Origin of the sequence: Dasania sp. GY-MA-18, assembly GCF_024734385.1 — a bacterium.
GTDB lineage: Bacteria > Pseudomonadota > Gammaproteobacteria > Pseudomonadales > Dasaniaceae > Dasania > Dasania phycosphaerae.
Map to the genome: position 1 here is coordinate 54,025 of NZ_JANHAP010000015.1, position 18,287 is coordinate 72,311.

Sequence of the window (18,287 nt, forward strand, 5' to 3'; positions counted from 1 at the left end):
TACTCCCTTATATAACTCACACCGTATTCACTGGCTCATTTAGCAACAACCAATACATACCTAAATGACTAACAGCCTGCACAAATTCATTAAAATCCACTGGCTTTCTAACATAGCTATTGGCACCCAATTTATATCCACTCACCAAATCCTGTTCCTCTTTTGATGAAGTAACAATCACTACTGGAAGATACTTAGTAGTGTCATTAGCTCGAATTTCTTGCAGCACTTCCAAGCCATCTTTTTTAGGCAGCTTGAGATCCAATAATATTACCGCTGGCAATACCGTTTTAACCCCCTGGTAACTGCCGGTTGCAAATAAATAGTCCAAGGCCTCAACGCCATCACTAGCCACAACAATCTCATTATTCAGCTTGCTTTTTCTAAACGCTCGCAAGGCTAACTGCTGATCGTCTGGATTATCTTCAACTAACAATATTGGATTGTTGTTCATTAAAATCACTCCCTAGATTATCAACCGGATTACTGGCACTGCTATCACCAGAGACAGTAAAATAAAAAACCGTCCCCTCGCCCACTTTCGACTCAGCCCATATATCGCCACCGTGGCGACTCACTATCCTTTTAACAGTGGCCAAGCCCACACCAGTCCCGGGATAGTCATCAGAAGAGTGTAAGCGCTGGAAAGCACCGAAAAGCTTACCCGCATAAGCCATATCAAAACCAGCACCATTATCCTGGACAAAAAATGCCGCTTTCCCCTCTTTTTGCCGCAACCCAAACTCTATGTGGGTCTTGTCTTTTTTACTGGAATACTTCCACGCATTATGCAGTAAATTATGCAAGGCTATACGCATCATTTGCCTATCGCATGTTGCACTAAGATCGGAAGTTATCTGTATATCAGCGTCGCGTTCAGGATTATCTTCTTGCAACTCTGTAAATAACTCTTCTACCAGCTCACTTAAATTGACATTTTCGAATTTAAAGGAGGTCCGACTAACCCTGGATAAGTTCAGCATATCGTCTATCAAAATACCCATACGCTGCGCAGCCAAACGAATTCTATCTAAGTAATCGGCACCCATTTCATCAAAGCTGTCTTGATAGTCCTCTAATAATGCTTGGCTAAAACCGTCTATGGCTCTTAACGGCGTACGAAGATCGTGTGACACTGAATAACTAAATGACTCTAACTCTTTATTGATGGTCTCTAACTGCAGTGTTCTATCCTTAACTCTTTTTTCAAGCTCCACATTGAGACGCAAAACTTTAGACTCAGATTCACGCAAAGCCTTTTCAGCTAATTTTCGCTCTTTAACCTCTTGGCTCATTTTTCTATTGGCATCCAATAGTTTCTTGCTGCTTTTTTCTATTTCTGCCAGCATGGAATTAAACGCTTCAACTAATCCGCCAACCTCATCATCGCTCACCTTAGTTGCTCTCAAGGAGTAATCTCGCTCCTGCATAACCTTACGCGCCAAACCGGCAACCTTTAAAATAGGATTGGTAACCGTATCCTGTAACCAGAGTGAAAGCAGGAAAGCAATAAAAACAGCTAAAATAGCACCAATTAAGGTAAAACTAAGATTAAGTAAAAGCTTGTCAAATAACTTATAGTCCGCCTGCAAATAAATCGTACCCAGTATTTCATCATTTGCCACTATCCGCTTAAATACAAGGATGGCATCACCCTCGACTTTAATACCTTCAGAATCAGGCAAAGCTGGCAAGCTATCTTTACTAATATCTGAGCGAGTATAATGGGCAAACAATCCTCCACGTTCATTATAAATTGCCACGGCTTGGATATAATCCCGGTCATCTGAGTAAGATAAATATTCATTTGCAGAGTCACTATCATCAAACTGCAATGCGGGCGTATTCACTCTGGCAAGCATTGAGGCCTGAGCCAGCATTTCATTGCTGTAGTTTTCATGATAATGCGATAAATCTTTATACAATTTAACGCCTGAAGAAATAACTAAGGCAATGATAGTAGTAGCCATAATAGCCACCATAAGCTTAGTACGTATAGAGTGTATACTCATATTTAGTCACTCGTTGATACCTTGCGTGCCACAGACAATAGCTGAGCCCCTAGTTTTAGCCCTGACTTTTCCGCATAGTGTTTTTCTATATCAAATCTCACACGATCATTTTCTATAACGAAATTAATCATCCCGACTCGCTTGCCATTAGTAATTTCAGTAACTGTTAACACTGGTTTTTCTAGTAACAGGGTTAACACTTGATGAACCTGCATAAATTTTTCACCAGCAACATAAATGACGTGCATTCCCTCTAGTTCAGACACCGAAGAGAAACTATAAACTTCAACATTTCTACCGGCGACTATACGATCATAAACAACGTGCTGTAGTTCATGGGCCATAACATCATCGTTTATCACCGCAATTTTCAGCGGCGATTGAGCATCAGGGAAAACAGTTACTGGCCAACGTATATAATTGCAGAACTTATATAGAAAAGCTGCCTTAACACGAGCTTCAGTTGCCACCTCTTGCGACCAACTTAAACTACAGATAAAACAGAGCAGTAAAACCTTAGCGGATGTAACTGCTGTATATCTCTTCACTGCTGCCACCTTATCGACAGATAAACGCTACGTTCTACTTCGGTACGCAAGGGGCTGGTACCAAACTCTGGGTGCTGGCCATCAAAAAGATTTCGCCCTGTTAAGGCTAGCTCTATATCTCGCCGCCACTGCCAAGCTATGCGTGCATCCACCGCCACATAAGCAGGCACCTCGGGCTGAGGTAAAGCGCCTACCCTACGCACGGTTATATCTAGCTGCTTATCATCAGCTATATCCCACTGTGAGCGTAGCTTCCACTGATGCGAAGGATCATTGCCCTCACTCTCACCATTATTAAGATCGGCGCTGCTAGACTTTAAATTAAAACGCTGCTGCTGAATTAACAGCCCAGCATTTAATTGCCAGCTATCACTTAAGCGCCAACTACCCCAGGTTTCTATACCTTGTGAAACACCTGTCAAACCATTAGCCAGAGTAAAGGCCCCCATGCTGTTAGGTTCCACAGTACGCAAATCATCGTACTCAGCGTAGAAAGCGGTTATCGACCAATTCACAGCCTGTAACGATTGCCTATAACCTAGTTCATAAACCTGCGCGGTCTCAGACTCAAAACCATCACCACCCGCTATTAAATAAGGCTCTAGTCCTGGCGAATAAAAATCGCTATCTATACGCGAAGGCGTACGCACTGCTCGAGAAACAGCCCCCCATAGCAATTGTTTGTTATCAATATACCAAGCCAATCTGGCGGCAGGCATAAATTCCGTTCCCGAATAGTCATTGCGCTCTACCCGTGCATCTAGGGTGAGTAGTAGTTTCTCACTTAACTTAATTTCGTCCTGCACAAACAATGAGTACCAACTCAAGTTTTTTGTGGCCGGTAAAAAAGCTAATACTGGAGTATTATTGATGCTGTCTTTTGCTTCGCGATAATCCATTCCCCACTGCACACTGTGTGCTGGCAGCGGCTGAAAGTGATAACGAAAATCTATAGAGTAGCTACGCAAATGTTCGGCAAAAATTCCTGGATAATCTCTAGAGGTATAATCGTAATAGGCACTAACAGCCACCCCTTCATTAACACCCAGCTCACGCCGCCAGTGCAGCAGTAGATTGGCACCAGCAGTTTCTCGGTGCCCAGGTGCGGGTAACTCTATCTCCCCGCTATAGGCATCCCCTTGTAACTGCAGGTTATCCGCACCAGACTGCCAATCAATACGAAAACCTGTTTGTAAACTATCCCAGCCATCCTCTTGATCGCCACCGTCGGCGCGCTCGCTGGGCTGTCTATTTAAAAATTTGGCATAGATCCTGTAGTCAGCATTTTCCCCAAGCTTATTGCCATAACGAGCAGCTACATTCGCTTCCATATTGCCCGCACCAGCACTAATAAGCCCGCCCGCTGTATTGCCAGCAGAGCGGGTAATAATATTGATCACCCCGTTAACGGCATTGGCCCCCCAAATAGCTGCAGCCGGCCCGCTAATAATTTCTATACGTTCTACATCTTCAAGCATTACCTCTTGAGCATCCCAGAACACACCGGAAAACAACGGGGTATAGACCATGCGGCCATCTATTAGCACCTGTAGTTTATTACTCACCGAGCCATTAAAACCGCGAGCGCTAATGGCATATCTATAAGCATCGACCTGCGCTACCTGTAAATTAGGCGCCATACGTAACACCTCTGGCAGGCTATTAGCACCAGATCGGCGTATATCACTTTGAGTAATAACAAATATGGAGGTTGGCGACTCTGATAGTAATGCGTTTTTCCTGGCAACAGAGGTCACTTCAATATTGGCCAGCTGCTCTAAACTTAAATCTGCCAATGAAAAATGGGGGGGTGCAACTTCGTCAGCCAGACTACCCGATGAAACCAGTAGCATTGACAATAGATAACCGAGTATAGTTTGGCGCCGAGAATAAAAACTGTGATTAGCCTGATGTAACCCTAAGAAATCCATTTAATATTAGCTCCGGCCATAAACACCAATATCCACAGCTTGGGTTGATAAAATTAATCGCTATAGATTAAAAACATCTATTAAGCTCCCCATTTAAAATAGCTCACAGTGACTTTATTGCCAGCAGCAATTAATCGCGTCTATATCTTTTTTGCTGATAAAAAAAATTATGTATATAGCAATATAGAAATTAACAAAATAAGTTGCTAAAGATAAAGAATACAGGAGCCACTAAACGTCACAGTAGCTAATCATGAGAACTAAAACTGAACTGCTAACTAGGCCTGACCCTGCCTAGAATGGATATTTTTGATAATGCAGTTTTTTAAACGCTTAGGATCTATGGGTTTACTGAGGTAATCATTCATACCAGCCGCTAAAAACCGCTCCTTGTCGCCTACCATACCGTGAGCGGTCATAGCGACAATGGGAGTCTTCTGCCATTGCGGCCGCCGTCGAATTTCAACAGCGGCAGTTACGCCATCCATAACAGGCATATCTATATCCATAAATATTAGTGCGTAAGTGTCGGCAGCAATATTATCTAACTTAACCACCGCCTCCAATCCATCGGCGACCACATCTACCGCTATACCAAAATGCTCCAACATTCCTTTAGCAACAGCTTGGTTGACTAAGTTATCCTCGGCTAGCAGCACTTTCAAGCCAGAGTATAGCCGCCGCTCATTATTTGTTTCACTCCTATAATCACTAGTCTTATCATGGCCGTGATTAGCCCCGGCTGAGCGTACGGGTATAGAAAAGCTAAATTCTGCCCCTTTGTGCTTAATACTGCTTACCCCTATTTCACCGCCCATCAGCTCAACCAACTGCTGACAAATAGCCAAGCCTAAACCAGTACCGCCATACTCTCTGGTAGTTGAACCATCGGCCTGGGTAAATGGATGAAATATTTTTTTCTGCTGCTCTACATCCAGACCTATACCGCTATCTACCACAGAGAATATTAATCTCACCCCTGAATCACTAACATCAGTTGCAGCTATTGATACTTCTACTGCCCCTTGCTTAGAAAACTTAATAGCATTACTAAGCAAATTGCTCAGCACTTGCATAATACGCGTTTCATCGGCATTAACGACGGCAGGGACACTGGCCGCTATTTGGGTAATTAATTTTAAACCTTTTTTCTCAGCAGCATGCTTGAACAAGGTTTCAAGCTTATACGTTAAACGGCTAACTTCGAAACTTTGATTGTCTAGTTCTAGCTTACCTGCTTCAGCTTTAGAATAATCTAAAATATCGTCAATGATCCGCAACAAGGAGTGTGAGGCTAACTCTATATTGGCTAGCTGCTCTCTTTGGTTTTCTGCTAACGGTGATTGTTTTAACAGATAGGCCATGCCAACAACTGCGTTCATAGGCGTGCGTATTTCATGACTCATTCGGGCTAAAAACTCACTTTTTGCTTTATTGGCTAGTTCAGCCTCCTTACGCTTTATAGACTCTAACCTGACCTGCTGAACCTCGTAAATCAAAAACAAACCAAAAATCATTATTAATACAATAATGACTAAGCCAAAAAAAACCGTGATTTTGAATTTACCTAAATCGGGCCCTCCGCGAAACTGATGATCAAAAAACCAGCGAAAATGCCAGTTTGCCCCTGCCGATAAAAACCGTGTTTCCAACCAATATTGTGGGTCAGAAATAACATCACCATTGACAATGAGTTTTGTTAAATGCTCACCCGCAATCGACTCTATTGTTAATTGGCCATTAAAACCCGGCTCATTGTTTAAGGCCGACAAATCATTAAGCAATTCCTGCAAATAAATAAGTGATACCACAAACAAGTCATCATCATGCCCCCCGCCCACAGCGCTAATTAATAAACTAGTCGCATTGTCACTATGGCTATTCATAGGATAAAAGTACAAACGATCATCCTTAGCTGCTGTAGCAATTGCACTCGCAATAATTGAACTGGGCTTAAAAATTGCCCCTACATGCAAAGCGGGATCAACTACAGAAGAGTGGACTACCGAGATATCACCGCTGCTGGCCCAACGCTTTAATACCGCAACCTCAACCGTACGGTTTCTTTCCCAGCTGTATTCTAAGCGCTCTATGGCGGTGAAAAACTCATCCTCTGACACATACTCTGAGGCCTCTTGATGAATCAATACAGTCAATAAGGTTTCTTGATATTGCTGCAGCCAATTTAACCACGTCCTGGAAGCGTCTTGGGCTCGCATATTTGCTTGCTGCTGCCAGCTACTATGTGCAGCACGCCATTGATCAAACGCAAACACAGCAATAATAATACTAATTGCCATCAAACAAATAACACCGCCCAGTAATAAGCGTTTAGAGGGTTTTGTGAGTGTCATAAATTAATCATTTATTTAATGGACAATTCAGCTGAAAAGCCATTGGGCGCCAACATAGCCGCTGTATCGACCTGCTGTATATTATTATTATCAATCATTTTTATCCTAGGCCCGGCATGCTTGTAATATGATTTTCCTTCTAAAATCCTTACGGTTTGATCTATTGCCAATTGCCCTTGCAGCACCGCGGCTATACTGGGAGCCGCTAACACCTGCTTCCTTGCAATCGCATTATAAATACTACGCGTCATATAATAGGAGATTAGCTCTGGCCTATTAACGCCAGAATAGCGCCTAACCATAGGCAGCGCTGCCAAAATAGCGGCGGCGTTACCTACAACCACATCAATATCATCATGGTCTGCAAAGGTTTCTAGTAACAGCTCACCCTGAGCCTTACGCCCCACATCACCATATCGGGTAGCCACTATAGTAATGGGATGCCCCGCCAAAGCCTCAACAAAGCCACGATTCCCCAACTCTACCCAAGCGGCTGATTCAGGCCCGGGAAACCACGCCAACTTTAACGGCCGTTGTAGCTGCCGCTGCATTTCAATAATGTATTGTGCGGTTACTTTACCAACATGATAAAAAGATACCAACGATCTAGCTGCCACTAAGGGGCTACTCATACCATTAACCAGATCAATAACAGGAATATTTTTTTCGGCCAATTCGGCCACCAAATCATTTAAACCTTCACTATCTATGGCCGCAATCAAAACTGCCTCAGCACCCTGTGCCACACATTGCTTGATCTGTTTAATCTGGTAAGCCAAGTTACCATAGCCACCCGCCTGATAAAATTCTAGCGCCACCCCCTGGCGCCGTGACTCTTGCACTACACCATAATTAAGCGCCATCCAGTAATCATCTTTTAGATGCGGAATGCTAACGCATAAACGCCATTTTTTACTGGCTTTAGCAAGCGCGTTGTAGCTGAGTTGGCGGCTTTCACCCTCCATATCAAAGGGGTTTACTGCTGAGTCTATAACCACTGGAAACCAAGACTTTTGCTGCCCCCAAGCAAAACTTTGCATACTGACAACCATCAATACAACGATTACTTTTATCATATTCACATTTTAGCCATTAATTAGTGTCGATATATTATATAGCTCATAAATACAAAAACCCCTATCTTTTCGCCCTTTAATCACTGCGTTAAGCTTTGAGAAACATAGGCTTAGGCTAAATAAATCACCAGCATTAGGCTATTTCGATTCCTTTTGCCATAACTTCCCACCCAATAGAGGCAAACTGCGTGATACTCAAGAAAATTCAGCAAAACAACTTTTATCTCAAACAATATTCGACAGCGTTTTTGCCTGCAACTTAATAACTAGCTTAAACACTCTGCCTTGGCTCTATCACAACAACTGATACGCCTAAGGTTTCGGATTTTAGCAAGCCTTGTGCTTTTCATTGTTAATTAAATGATATTTTTATTGGCACCAAGTTTGCCTCACTATGCTTACACTTAAAGTGATCACCAGCACAGAGGAGATGCTTTACCCAGTACCAGCCAGCTTGTTGTAATTAGTTGTTGTTAATAAACAAAAATAAATACCTAATACCATCTACACAGCTGGGTAAACCAAAATAACAAGCAAAAAAAAACCAGCTGCTGCTGGTTTTTTTTTGCTTTTACCACTATCGGCCAACAGCCTAAGTAGCGAAGAGCGTCACTCCCACTCGATTGTAAATAAGACATTTTTCTTCTTATTTTTCATACAGTTAAAATTCAACATTTAGACAATGCCATGATAAATACCATGATTAGAAAAAAATTTAAAAAAGTTACATTTATTTCCAGGGCGCACAAAAAACAACCAAAACTCATCAAGACGAGCAATAGCTTAGAGCTTTAAATTTGATCTAATCCAACGGTCTTTATGGATCATACCACTTCTTCTCCCCAAAGAGGCTCATTCATAGATGTGCAGAGTTGTTAGTGGTTACGATGGCTGAACAGTGAAAAAGGCGCTCATATACTTTAGATCAGTGCCCGATAGTCGACGCACTATGCCCCCAATCAACAATAAGAGCATACCGAGGGCAGCGCTGATGCTTATCGACAATTATATTATTACTTGAATACCGTAGAGATAAGAAATCCATACAAACGATTTATCTTATTGGTAGCGCATCCAAACCTTCAGGCAAGACCAAATAAAGGCGGGGGAAAGCACCCTGTTTGTTGTTATCCTGATGATGGTGGAGCGGCTAAATTCAACACGATTGCCGGCCAGACCTGACCGGCATTGAATCTGGCCACTCGTTTTATGCAGATGACCAAGTCTACCGACGGCGGTTGAGCGGTAAGATAGACTCTAAATTTGTAAGTGCATTAGTTTTGTCTGGGAGAGGTGAAAATCTGTGTTCTCGCGCTTACTCTCCCCTGATCGCTTTCATCAACCCTTTAAAGCTCCCATTAAGTTTGATAAAGCTGAACTGAAAGTCCAGCGAGTTCTTCATATAGGCGGCTTGTTCCACCTGTTCTTCAACCGTATTGCCATCAATCGATGATTGCTGAGGAGTGCGATACAAGAGTTCAGGGGGGGTAGCTGCACCGGGCGCTTCGATGTGCCTTTGGCTTGTCTGGTTTAAACTCACTTTTTCTGACATTTTTTCCTGCAGAACACTCTGAAAACTCACATCCCGTGCTTTGAAATTTGGTGTGTCTGTATTGGCAAGGTTATTTGCCAATACAGCTGCCCTTTGGGTGCGAAATTTTAGTGCTGGCTCATGAATCCCCAGTGCCTTTTCAAAATTAATCGTCATGGTGTGTATCCTAAGTTAAAAAGTATTCTTTTATCGATTTTCATCGTGACTACTATATTTCCCCAACTTTTCTTGATAATAATCACTTATCTTTTCAAACTCGATAAAGCGTTAACGTACCAAAAACTTTGCAAAATTGATGAGCAATTCAAACATCATTAAAACCGGCAATATGAATTAAATTAGGCAACTTACCTCCCGCATTGCCCTTCGTGTTAGCAAAGCCATCCAGCCATCGAATAGAGTAAAACAGTAGCCGCATGAGGACATTAGTCGGTTTCCCCAGCCCGCCACATGCAATCGTCCGCCAAGTTTGAGTACTCGAAAAATTTCAGCGAACGCGCGGGTTTTATCGCTATTACTACCTGAATGATGAAAAAACAGATTCGCAACCCCGTTTTTCGAGGCTTGGTCAGGTCATCAGCGCCTGCTATACCAAGCACAATTGATGTCACGACAAGCGCAGCATAATCATTTGAATCAATGCCAAAAACAGATGCCCAGGCAACACAAGCCAACCGGTAACAAGTTCAGCTTGTTTGATCAGACACCAAGGCCGCAGCTTCCGGAGACACCAGCAAGCCTATGCCCAAGCATACAAACAAGAATCTGTAGCCACAGTTTACTGCGGATCAGAAATGCCAGTTTCTCAGCCAGTGCTCCCAGCTCTGAGAGAGTTTCAATTGTCGACGCAAAGTCTGGCTGAAAATATTTTTTCTTTTCAACCATTAGCAGTACCGCTCAAAATAATTGCTCTTCAGCATATCTAAAAAATTAGCCTAACTGGTTTCACAGCCAACCATCCGGTTATAGATAACTGCCAGTAACGCTCCTGCAACACCGGCAAGAATCATCCAACCGGCTAACCCGACCAGAAACCCAGACCATGTCAACGTCCATCCCATCTGTGTTATATCGACGTGAATCATATGCGTTGTCATTAGCAGCATGTAATGAGGAAAAAGGGCTACAAGAATGCTACATATCACCCACAATAGCCCCGCACATAGTCCGCTTGCCACCGCAAATTTATTCCTGTTGATCATATCCTCCTCCTCGTTCGTTGACTCCAAATGCGTCGCGACTAATCGGTGCTATTTGTTTGCCCATCGATTCGACCAGTGCACGAGTCATCCCATGGCCATAAACGACCCATTGCAAGAAACGTAAACGACGCAGACCAGGTGATTAAAAGAAAACCATTCAATGCTTCCATGGCGGTTATAAAGCGAATGTGCCCTTCGGGCTGTATATCTCCCAAGCCCAGTGTTGTGTAAATAACCCCTGAGTAATATAAATAACTCATTGCATCACCCACTGGTGCCCCTTGAAACATACCCAACTTAAGCGAGGATACAGACCAGCTGTAAGTTATTGCGTAGAAAGCAATCTCAACGATATGTGTTAGGAAAAGTACGACGACAATAACTAACACCTGCGTTTGTGTTGGCAAATTCATCTTTGGCGTATTCAAACCAAGCCAAAGCAGCACTCGGTAATGAAATGTAAAAGTGACCGCAACCAGACTGAATGCCAACACAATCGCAAATATCATGCAGTGTCTCCTTTTTCAGTTAACACCTGGTATTCAGCATTCGCAGGTAGCTCTCGGTGCTTCTCTTGGTACTGTAGAATGAGGCTATAAATCACAGGCAGCACCAAAAGATTCAGTATCATGACTGTCAACATCCCGCCTAACATCGGCGCGGCAATACGGTGCGTAACATCGGAGCCAGTGCCGCTACTTAGCATGATAGGAATCAGTCCAGCCATCGTGGATATGGCCGTCATCGCCACAGGTCGAACCCGCTTTGACGTTGCAGACAGTACCGCATCCTTTATTTCCTCTAGCGATAGCAACTGTCTCGACTTGGCGCGTCGTTTGGTGATCTCGACATCAATAAAGCTTAAGACCAGAACACCAATTTCTGCCGCCATCCCTGCCAACGCAATAAAGCCCACAGCAACAGCCACCGACATATTGTAATCATTGATATAGATAAGCCAGATTCCGCCTACGAGACCAAACGGAATCGACATCATCACAACTAATGGCTCGGTGATGTTTCGGAAATTGAAGTACAGGAGTAGGAAAATAATGAGCAGCGTTGCTGGAGCCACAATGCTCAGGCGCTCAGCAGCACGTTCCATGTATTCGAACTGGCCGGACCAGGTAATAGTGTATCCCGCAGGAACCGTAACTTGTTCATTCAACACCTGTTTAGCCTTGGCAACATAGCCACCAATATCCGAAGTGGAAATATCGAGATAAATCCAGGCGTTAGGACGCGCATCTTCACTTTTAATGACCGGAGGACCCCGTTGATAGTCGATATCCGCCACCATCGCCAGTGGAATTTGCGTGCCCGTAGGCGTGGGTATTAATACACGCTTGAGGGTTTCCAAGTCATCGCGCAACTCACGCGGGTAGCGTAGATTGACCGGATACCGCTCAAGCCCCTCGACAGTTTCGGTAATATTCATACCGCCAATGGCACTTTGGATAATATCCTGAACCGCTCCAACAGTTAGCCCGTAGCGCGCTGCGCTTTCCCGATTAATGTTAAAGTCCAGGTAATAGCCCCCAACCGCCCTGTCACCAAAGGCCGAAGTAGTCTCCGGTAGTGTTTTCATGGCTTGCTCAATATCCTGAGACACCTGTTGTAAGACATTCAGATCGGGGCCGGAGACTTTGATACCAATAGGCGTTTTAATACCCGTCGATAACATATCGATTCGAGTTTTGATCGGCATTGTCCAAGCGTTAGCCAATCCGGGAAATTGAATCGCCTTATCCATTTCATTCATCAATTCTTTGGTTGATTTTTTGGGGTCTGGCCATTCCTCTTTCGGTTTTAATCGAACCGTGGTTTCGATCATGGCCAAAGGTGCCGAGTCTGTTGCAGATTCCGCGCGCCCTACTTTGCCGAACACATGATGCACTTCAGGGAATGTCGATAATATTTTGTCGGTTTGCTGCAACAACTCCTTGGCTTTGGTAATAGAGATACCAGGGAACGTAGTCGGCATATACAAAATATCGCCCTCATCTAACGGTGGCATAAACTCGCTACCCAGCTTGGAATAGGGATAGTAGGTCACTGCCAACAAGCCTACAGCCACAATTAAAGTAATGCTTCTCCACCGCATCGCCAGCGTCAATGCAGGTTTATGCAACGCATGTAGTGCCCGATTAATCGGATTCTTGTGTTCAGCAATGATTTTCCCTCGTAGGAGATAGCCCATCATCACTGGTACCAAGGTAATGGCCAAAATTGCCGAAGCGGCCATGGCATAAGTAGCAGTAAAGGCCAGCGGGCTAAATAGCCGACCTTCCTGGGCCTGCATAGTAAAGATCGGTAAAAACGATACTGTAATGACCAACAGAGAGAAAAACAGGGCTGGGCCGACTTCATGGCAGGACGCGCCAATCGTCTTCCAGCGCTCATCCAGTGTCAGTTCGTTGCCTTTTCCTTCACTTGCCTTTTTTCCACTGGCTTCGGCTAACCGGCTATGCGCATTCTCGACCATCACAATAGCCCCATCGACCATGGTGCCGATGGTAATAGCGATACCACCCAAGGACATAATATTGGCGTTGAGCCCCTGGATGCGCATGACGATAAAAGCCATCAAAATACCCAATGGCAGAGTAATGATCGCCACGAAAGCTGAGCGCGCATGTAGCAGAAACAGGATAACCACTAAACTGACGATTATCAGTTCCTGCATCAGTGAGGTGTTCAGGCTTTTCACTGCACGCTCGATCAAGTCACCACGATCATAGACTGGGACAATCTCTACACCGTCTGGTAAACCGGCTTTCAATTCCTCTAACTTAGCACGCACCGCTTGGATAGTAGCCAGAGCATTTTCGCCGAATCGCATAATCACCACACCACCGGCAACCTCGCCCTCGCCATTCAAATCTACGAGACCTCGACGCAGCTCAGGGCCAATTTGAACATGCGCCACATCCTGTAGGCGTATGGGCGTACCGTTCGCATCAACAGCTACTGGAATACTGTTGAGATCATCAATCGACTGTATGTAACCCAGGCCCCGAACCATATATTCGGTTTCCGCCATCTCAACCAGACGCCCACCCACATCCTTGTTGGACATTTTGATGGCCATCTTAATTTTGTTCAGCGGGATGTTGTAACGCAACAAGGCATTGGGATCGACTTCTACCTGATATTGTTTAACGTAGCCTCCCACTGAGGCGACCTCTGAAACACCCTCAACGGTCTGCAACGGGTAACGTAAATACCAATCCTGCAAAGAGCGGAGTTGGGCTAAGTCATGTTTACCCGTTTTATCCACCAGTGCATATTCGTAGACCCAACCAACACCTGTTGCATCTGGCCCTAACGTCGGTGTAATGCCTTGCGGTAATCGGCCACTGACATAGTTAATAGATTCCAGCACCCGAGAACGTGCCCAGTACATATCGGTGCCATCTTCAAAAATGATGTACACGAAGGAAAGACCAAAGAAGGAGTATCCCCTAACCACTTTGGTACGAGGTACCGCCAACATCGACGTGGTTAGCGGGTATGTAACCTGATCCTCTACTACTTGTGGCGACTGGCCGGGATATTTGGTAAAGATGATGACCTGTACATCCGATAAATCCGGTATTGCATCTAGCGGGGCGTTTTTATAAGCAAACAAGCCGACTAGCGCAATAATGACAGTCGCGATCAGCACCATAAAACGATCGCGCAAGGAGGCATTGATAATGGCATTAATCATGGTCATGCACTCCATGCCCTGAGCCATCTATCTGCTCACTCATTTCCATATCGGTGTGACCGTCCATCTCCATCTGGGAGTGATCAGTCATCTCCTCACTGCCGTGAACCATCCCCTTGTGACTTTCCACGCTCCTCGAATCATCTTCAGAAATACCTTTAGAGTTGTTTAGCGCGTCCATCATTTTGGCCGTCGCTTCCCGCAACTTGGATTCGGAATCTACCAGGAACTGGGCGGAGGTCACGACCTCCTCGCCCGCCGCGACACCTTCCAGTACAGCAACCTGGCCACTGGACTCAATACCCAACTTAACGGTTCTCGGTTCGAATTTACCGGGGCCTCTGACAACAAAAACTTGCGTCCTGCTACCGGAGCGAATAACCGATTCAGCGGGTACGATGACGGCGTTATTCAGCGTATCGGATTGAATGCTGACCTCCGCAAACATATCCGGGCGTAGTAACAGTTCACGATTGTCAAACACCAAACGTACTTTCGTGGTCCGTGTTTTCGATTCCGCATAGGGGTAGATATAGTCCAGAGAGCCTTTAAAGGTTTTACCGGGCACGGATGCCAAGGTCATCTCGACTTCATCGCCAAGCTTGACCCAAGGTAATTCGTATTCATAGACATCGGCGTAAACCCATACCTGGCTAAGGTCAACCATCATGTACAACTCGGTTTTTGGCGTAACATATTGCCCTTGGCGGGAGCCAATACGAATAACCGTACCGGCTACCGGTGAATGTATATGCAAACTTTTCTTAATTTTTCGGGTTTGTTCTAGCTCTTGAATCTGATGCTCAGGCACGTCCAGTAACTCCAAGCGTTCGCGAGAACTCTTTACCAGATCCTCTGCACCTTGCCTGATTTCATCAAATTGGCTTTTGCTCAAAGCAGACAGGTTATTGAGTGCCAATAAATATTCCTGCTGAGTCGAAACTAACTTGGGCGAGTAGATGCTTAGCAAAATATCGTCCTTAGCCACATTCTGCCCCGTCTTATCAACACGGATTTCTTCGATCCATCCTTCAACCTTGGGGTGCAATCGCGCCATAGTTTCTTCATCAAAATCCACTCGACCAACAGCACGAATGGTTCGGCTGATTGACTCTTGCTTGGCTATGGCGGTACGAACACCAATATTCTGAACCACCACCGGGTCGATCTTCACTGTACCTGCAACCTCACTGACTTCGTTGTCGGCGTAAACTGGCACATAATCCATTCCCATCGAATCCTTAGCCGGTACAGGCGAAGTCACTGATGGATTCATGGGGTTTCGATAGAAAAGGATTTTCCGTTCGGCCGATGGCTTATCTTCATCCGCATAGACAGGTATGTAATCCATACCCATGGAGTCTTTTGCTGGTACCGGCGATGTAATGCTCGGGTTCATCGGGTCGCGGTAAAACAAAGGCTTTTTATCCTGCTCTGTTACTGCCACTGTCGAGCTGCTATTACCGGACAACCAGTAACCAGTGCCGATCCCAATACCTAGCATCAGTACGGCGATTAAAAGGGTAGATTTATTCATAAACAGTTTCCTCGCCAACGGCGGCCTCTAGGCGGGCTAATGCTTGCTTTGCATCGCTTAACGCCTTCCAATATTGCAGTTCGTAATTAAAAAGTGTCATTTGGCTTCGCACCAAGTTCAGGAAGTCCACTTCACTGACCTGGTAGCCTGCCAACATTGATTGAACCGTTTGTTGAGCTTGCGGAACAATGCCGCTACCAAAGAGCGAATATTGTTGCTTTGCCCGGTGGTAATCTGTAACGGCGGATGAAATTGCCGCCGTCACCAGGCCTTTTTCATCGAGCAGTGCGTAGCGATTTTTCTGTAGTTCCAAACTTTTCTGCGAAACTGCCTTGGATTGTTTCCGGCCAGCGTAGAGCGGGATTTTTACGCCCACCATGACAGAAACAAAATCTGAACGTGCTCCACCTCGGGGTAACGGATTGTCCCCGGTTCGATCACCGTAGGTCACACCTAGTTTAAAATCAGGATAGTAATCGCGCTTAGCCAGATCGAGACGAGATTTCGCAGCATCAATCTGCGTTTCCATTTGTTTCAAGCGCGGTCGCACGGACGCCGCTTTCTGGTAAAGCTCGCTCTCATCAACAAGATTTGGCATCATTTTGGAAACCTTATCCGGTAGCGTTATAGGATCGTTAGCAGGTCTATCCATCAAGATATTGAGCTGTATAGCCTGGTTGCGCCGTATGGCTTGTAGCTGAATATCCTGATCCATCAATCGGGAGAGTTCCAGCTGTGAAAGCAAAACATCCTGTTGTAAACCCTTACCGGTCTCATATTTGGTTTTAGCTACGGTAATAAACTGACGCAACAAAGCTTGATTGCTGTCCACTGTCTCTAGGGCACGATCCATATAGTAGAGCTGCCACCATTTGCTCTTCACATTCTTTATAAGCTGCAAACGCAACTCATCGACAGAATGCCCCGCCGCCCGCGCATCGTATTCGGCGGCCTCTTCCTTTAAACTCAACTTTCCTGGAAAAGGAAAAACCTGACTGAACCCCACTTGGAGCTGTGTCATCGCTTCCTGATCCCTTTCGTAGGTGTCGGTGGGAAAGTTCATCGCGTTGACACTAACCATCGGGTCCGGCAACGTGCCCACCTGTGAGGGAACTTCCGCCAACGCTTCATAGCGTGTTTGCATTTCGGCAAGGCTAGGGTTGTCCCGGATTGCGACTTCAACCGCAGAACCCTCGGTCAATACTGGAGCACTGTCATATTCGCTGGCGTATACAGTACTATTCGCGGCACCTAGAGCGATTGCACTTAAGAAAAGCCAACGCCTATGGATCGTTACTTGCGCGAATTGCGTCAACAGGCAGATCGCTACCCTCGAATAGAAACTAATATGTCGTTTCATAGTGATTCATCCTCAAGCGCGAGCCCCCAAGCAGATACAAACTGTTTGGGAGTAGAGAATGAAAACATGCCTCTGTGGTCTCGCTTCTTTTTCATCATTTTTTAAGTTCTACAATGTCATGCTTCTTAACATTGCCCTTCGTGCTTATCGCCCGTGCAAAATGGTCATTAACTACGGACTTGATCTGTAAGGTGCCAACATAATCAACTCGATAGTCATCATCACCTTCCTCAACAGCGCCTTCCCAAACATAACGGTATACCTGGAGTTCTTGCCCCGTTTCAGCGCCATCCTCACTGCCTATGCAGACAACGACTTCGTCATTATCGATGCCGACCACCTGCCCCCTCATAATGTTTTCGTGATAAAACTGACTGCCAGCACAAGCGGTTAAAAGCCCTACAAAAACCACCAGAAAAGTTACCTTCATAATTTTGTATAACATCTTAAGTACTCCTTTGAGAAAAATTGATTAAGCACGTATCTAGTCGCGCTCAATGCTAATCAGAAAATGATGCTTTGATATATTTCAATGCTGCATTCAGGTCAGTATCCGAGAGCTGACTATTTCCACCTCGCGGCGGCATTAGCATTGAGCTACCCGGACTTTGAATACCGGTGATGATATTGCTGAGTAGTTCACTATCACTTTTCGATAGACGGCCATTTTTTGCATTAAAGTCTGGTACGCCTGGTATGCTGCCTTTGCCGTTCGCACCGTGGCAGGCCAGGCAATTGCTTTCATAAACCTGCTTTCCTGAGATACTGACTGAATCAGTTGTCGTGGACTCAACTTGACCCAAATCGACATTTTCCACTCTGGCATTTGAGCCTTGTAAGAAGGTCAGAATATCGCGTGTCTCCTGCCCAGTAAGGCCTGCTCTCACTCTCATATGGAACACAGTTGTAACCCACTGATCATCGCGAAGGTCAGAGGGACTACGCATGTTGTGGCAACGCGCACAGTTTTCGGACCATGCCTTACTACCTTGGGCAAAATCCC

Annotated in this window: 14 protein-coding genes; all 14 read right to left on the bottom strand. The window is 45.1% G+C overall.

The window, feature by feature from the left end; translation table 11 throughout:
• Positions 1-16: 16 nt before the first annotated feature.
• Positions 17-454: a response regulator gene (locus NO559_RS15585; RefSeq protein ID WP_258332807.1), complete on the bottom strand. Its 438-nt coding sequence runs from the start codon at positions 452-454 to the stop codon at positions 17-19.
• The gene (locus tag NO559_RS15590; RefSeq protein WP_258332809.1) at positions 426-1,970 is read right to left on the bottom strand and encodes an ATP-binding protein; all 1,545 of its coding nucleotides are present in this window, start codon (positions 1,968-1,970) and stop codon (positions 426-428) included. The genes NO559_RS15585 and NO559_RS15590 overlap by 29 nt, the downstream gene beginning before the upstream one ends.
• 44 nt (positions 1,971-2,014) lie before the next feature.
• A complete protein-coding gene (locus tag NO559_RS15595; protein WP_258332810.1) occupies positions 2,015-2,560 on the bottom strand; it encodes a YfiR family protein in 546 nt (181 codons plus the stop codon).
• A complete protein-coding gene (locus NO559_RS15600) occupies positions 2,557-4,413 on the bottom strand; it encodes a TonB-dependent siderophore receptor (RefSeq protein WP_258332820.1) in 1,857 nt (618 codons plus the stop codon). Before NO559_RS15600 ends, NO559_RS15595 begins: the two co-directional genes overlap by 4 nt.
• A 356-nt stretch (positions 4,414-4,769) precedes the next feature.
• Positions 4,770-6,845 carry an ATP-binding protein gene (locus NO559_RS15605; RefSeq protein ID WP_258332811.1) on the bottom strand — a complete coding sequence of 692 codons (2,076 nt, stop codon included), beginning with the start codon at positions 6,843-6,845 and terminating at the stop codon, positions 4,770-4,772.
• Positions 6,846-6,856: 11 nt separating this feature from the next.
• Entirely contained in the window at positions 6,857-7,921 is a 1,065-nt protein-coding gene (gene torT, locus NO559_RS15610) for a TMAO reductase system periplasmic protein TorT (RefSeq protein WP_258332821.1), read from the bottom strand.
• A gap of 1,315 nt (positions 7,922-9,236) precedes the next feature.
• Positions 9,237-9,629: a flagellar basal body rod protein FlgB gene (gene flgB / locus NO559_RS15615; protein WP_258332812.1), complete on the bottom strand. Its 393-nt coding sequence runs from the start codon at positions 9,627-9,629 to the stop codon at positions 9,237-9,239.
• Between the two features lie 779 nt (positions 9,630-10,408).
• On the bottom strand, positions 10,409-10,675 hold the full coding sequence (locus NO559_RS15620) for a DUF5676 family membrane protein (RefSeq protein ID WP_258332813.1): 267 nt from the start codon (positions 10,673-10,675) through the stop codon (positions 10,409-10,411).
• A 38-nt stretch (positions 10,676-10,713) separates the two neighbouring features.
• Positions 10,714-11,184 (bottom strand): ion channel, encoded by a 471-nt coding sequence (locus tag NO559_RS15625; protein WP_258332814.1) that lies wholly within the window; start codon positions 11,182-11,184, stop codon positions 10,714-10,716.
• Positions 11,181-14,387 (bottom strand): efflux RND transporter permease subunit, encoded by a 3,207-nt coding sequence (locus tag NO559_RS15630; protein ID WP_258332815.1) that lies wholly within the window; start codon positions 14,385-14,387, stop codon positions 11,181-11,183. The genes NO559_RS15625 and NO559_RS15630 overlap by 4 nt, the downstream gene beginning before the upstream one ends.
• Positions 14,380-15,924 (bottom strand): efflux RND transporter periplasmic adaptor subunit, encoded by a 1,545-nt coding sequence (locus NO559_RS15635; protein ID WP_258332816.1) that lies wholly within the window; start codon positions 15,922-15,924, stop codon positions 14,380-14,382. The genes NO559_RS15630 and NO559_RS15635 overlap by 8 nt, the downstream gene beginning before the upstream one ends.
• Positions 15,917-17,284 carry a TolC family protein gene (locus NO559_RS15640; RefSeq protein ID WP_258332817.1) on the bottom strand — a complete coding sequence of 456 codons (1,368 nt, stop codon included), beginning with the start codon at positions 17,282-17,284 and terminating at the stop codon, positions 15,917-15,919. Before NO559_RS15640 ends, NO559_RS15635 begins: the two co-directional genes overlap by 8 nt.
• A 94-nt stretch (positions 17,285-17,378) precedes the next feature.
• Positions 17,379-17,729, bottom strand: coding sequence for a hypothetical protein (locus NO559_RS15645; RefSeq protein WP_258332818.1), 351 nt, complete (start codon positions 17,727-17,729; stop codon positions 17,379-17,381).
• 55 nt (positions 17,730-17,784) lie between these two features.
• On the bottom strand, positions 17,785-18,287 hold a 503-nt coding region (locus NO559_RS15650), incomplete at its 5' end, for a c-type cytochrome (protein WP_258332819.1).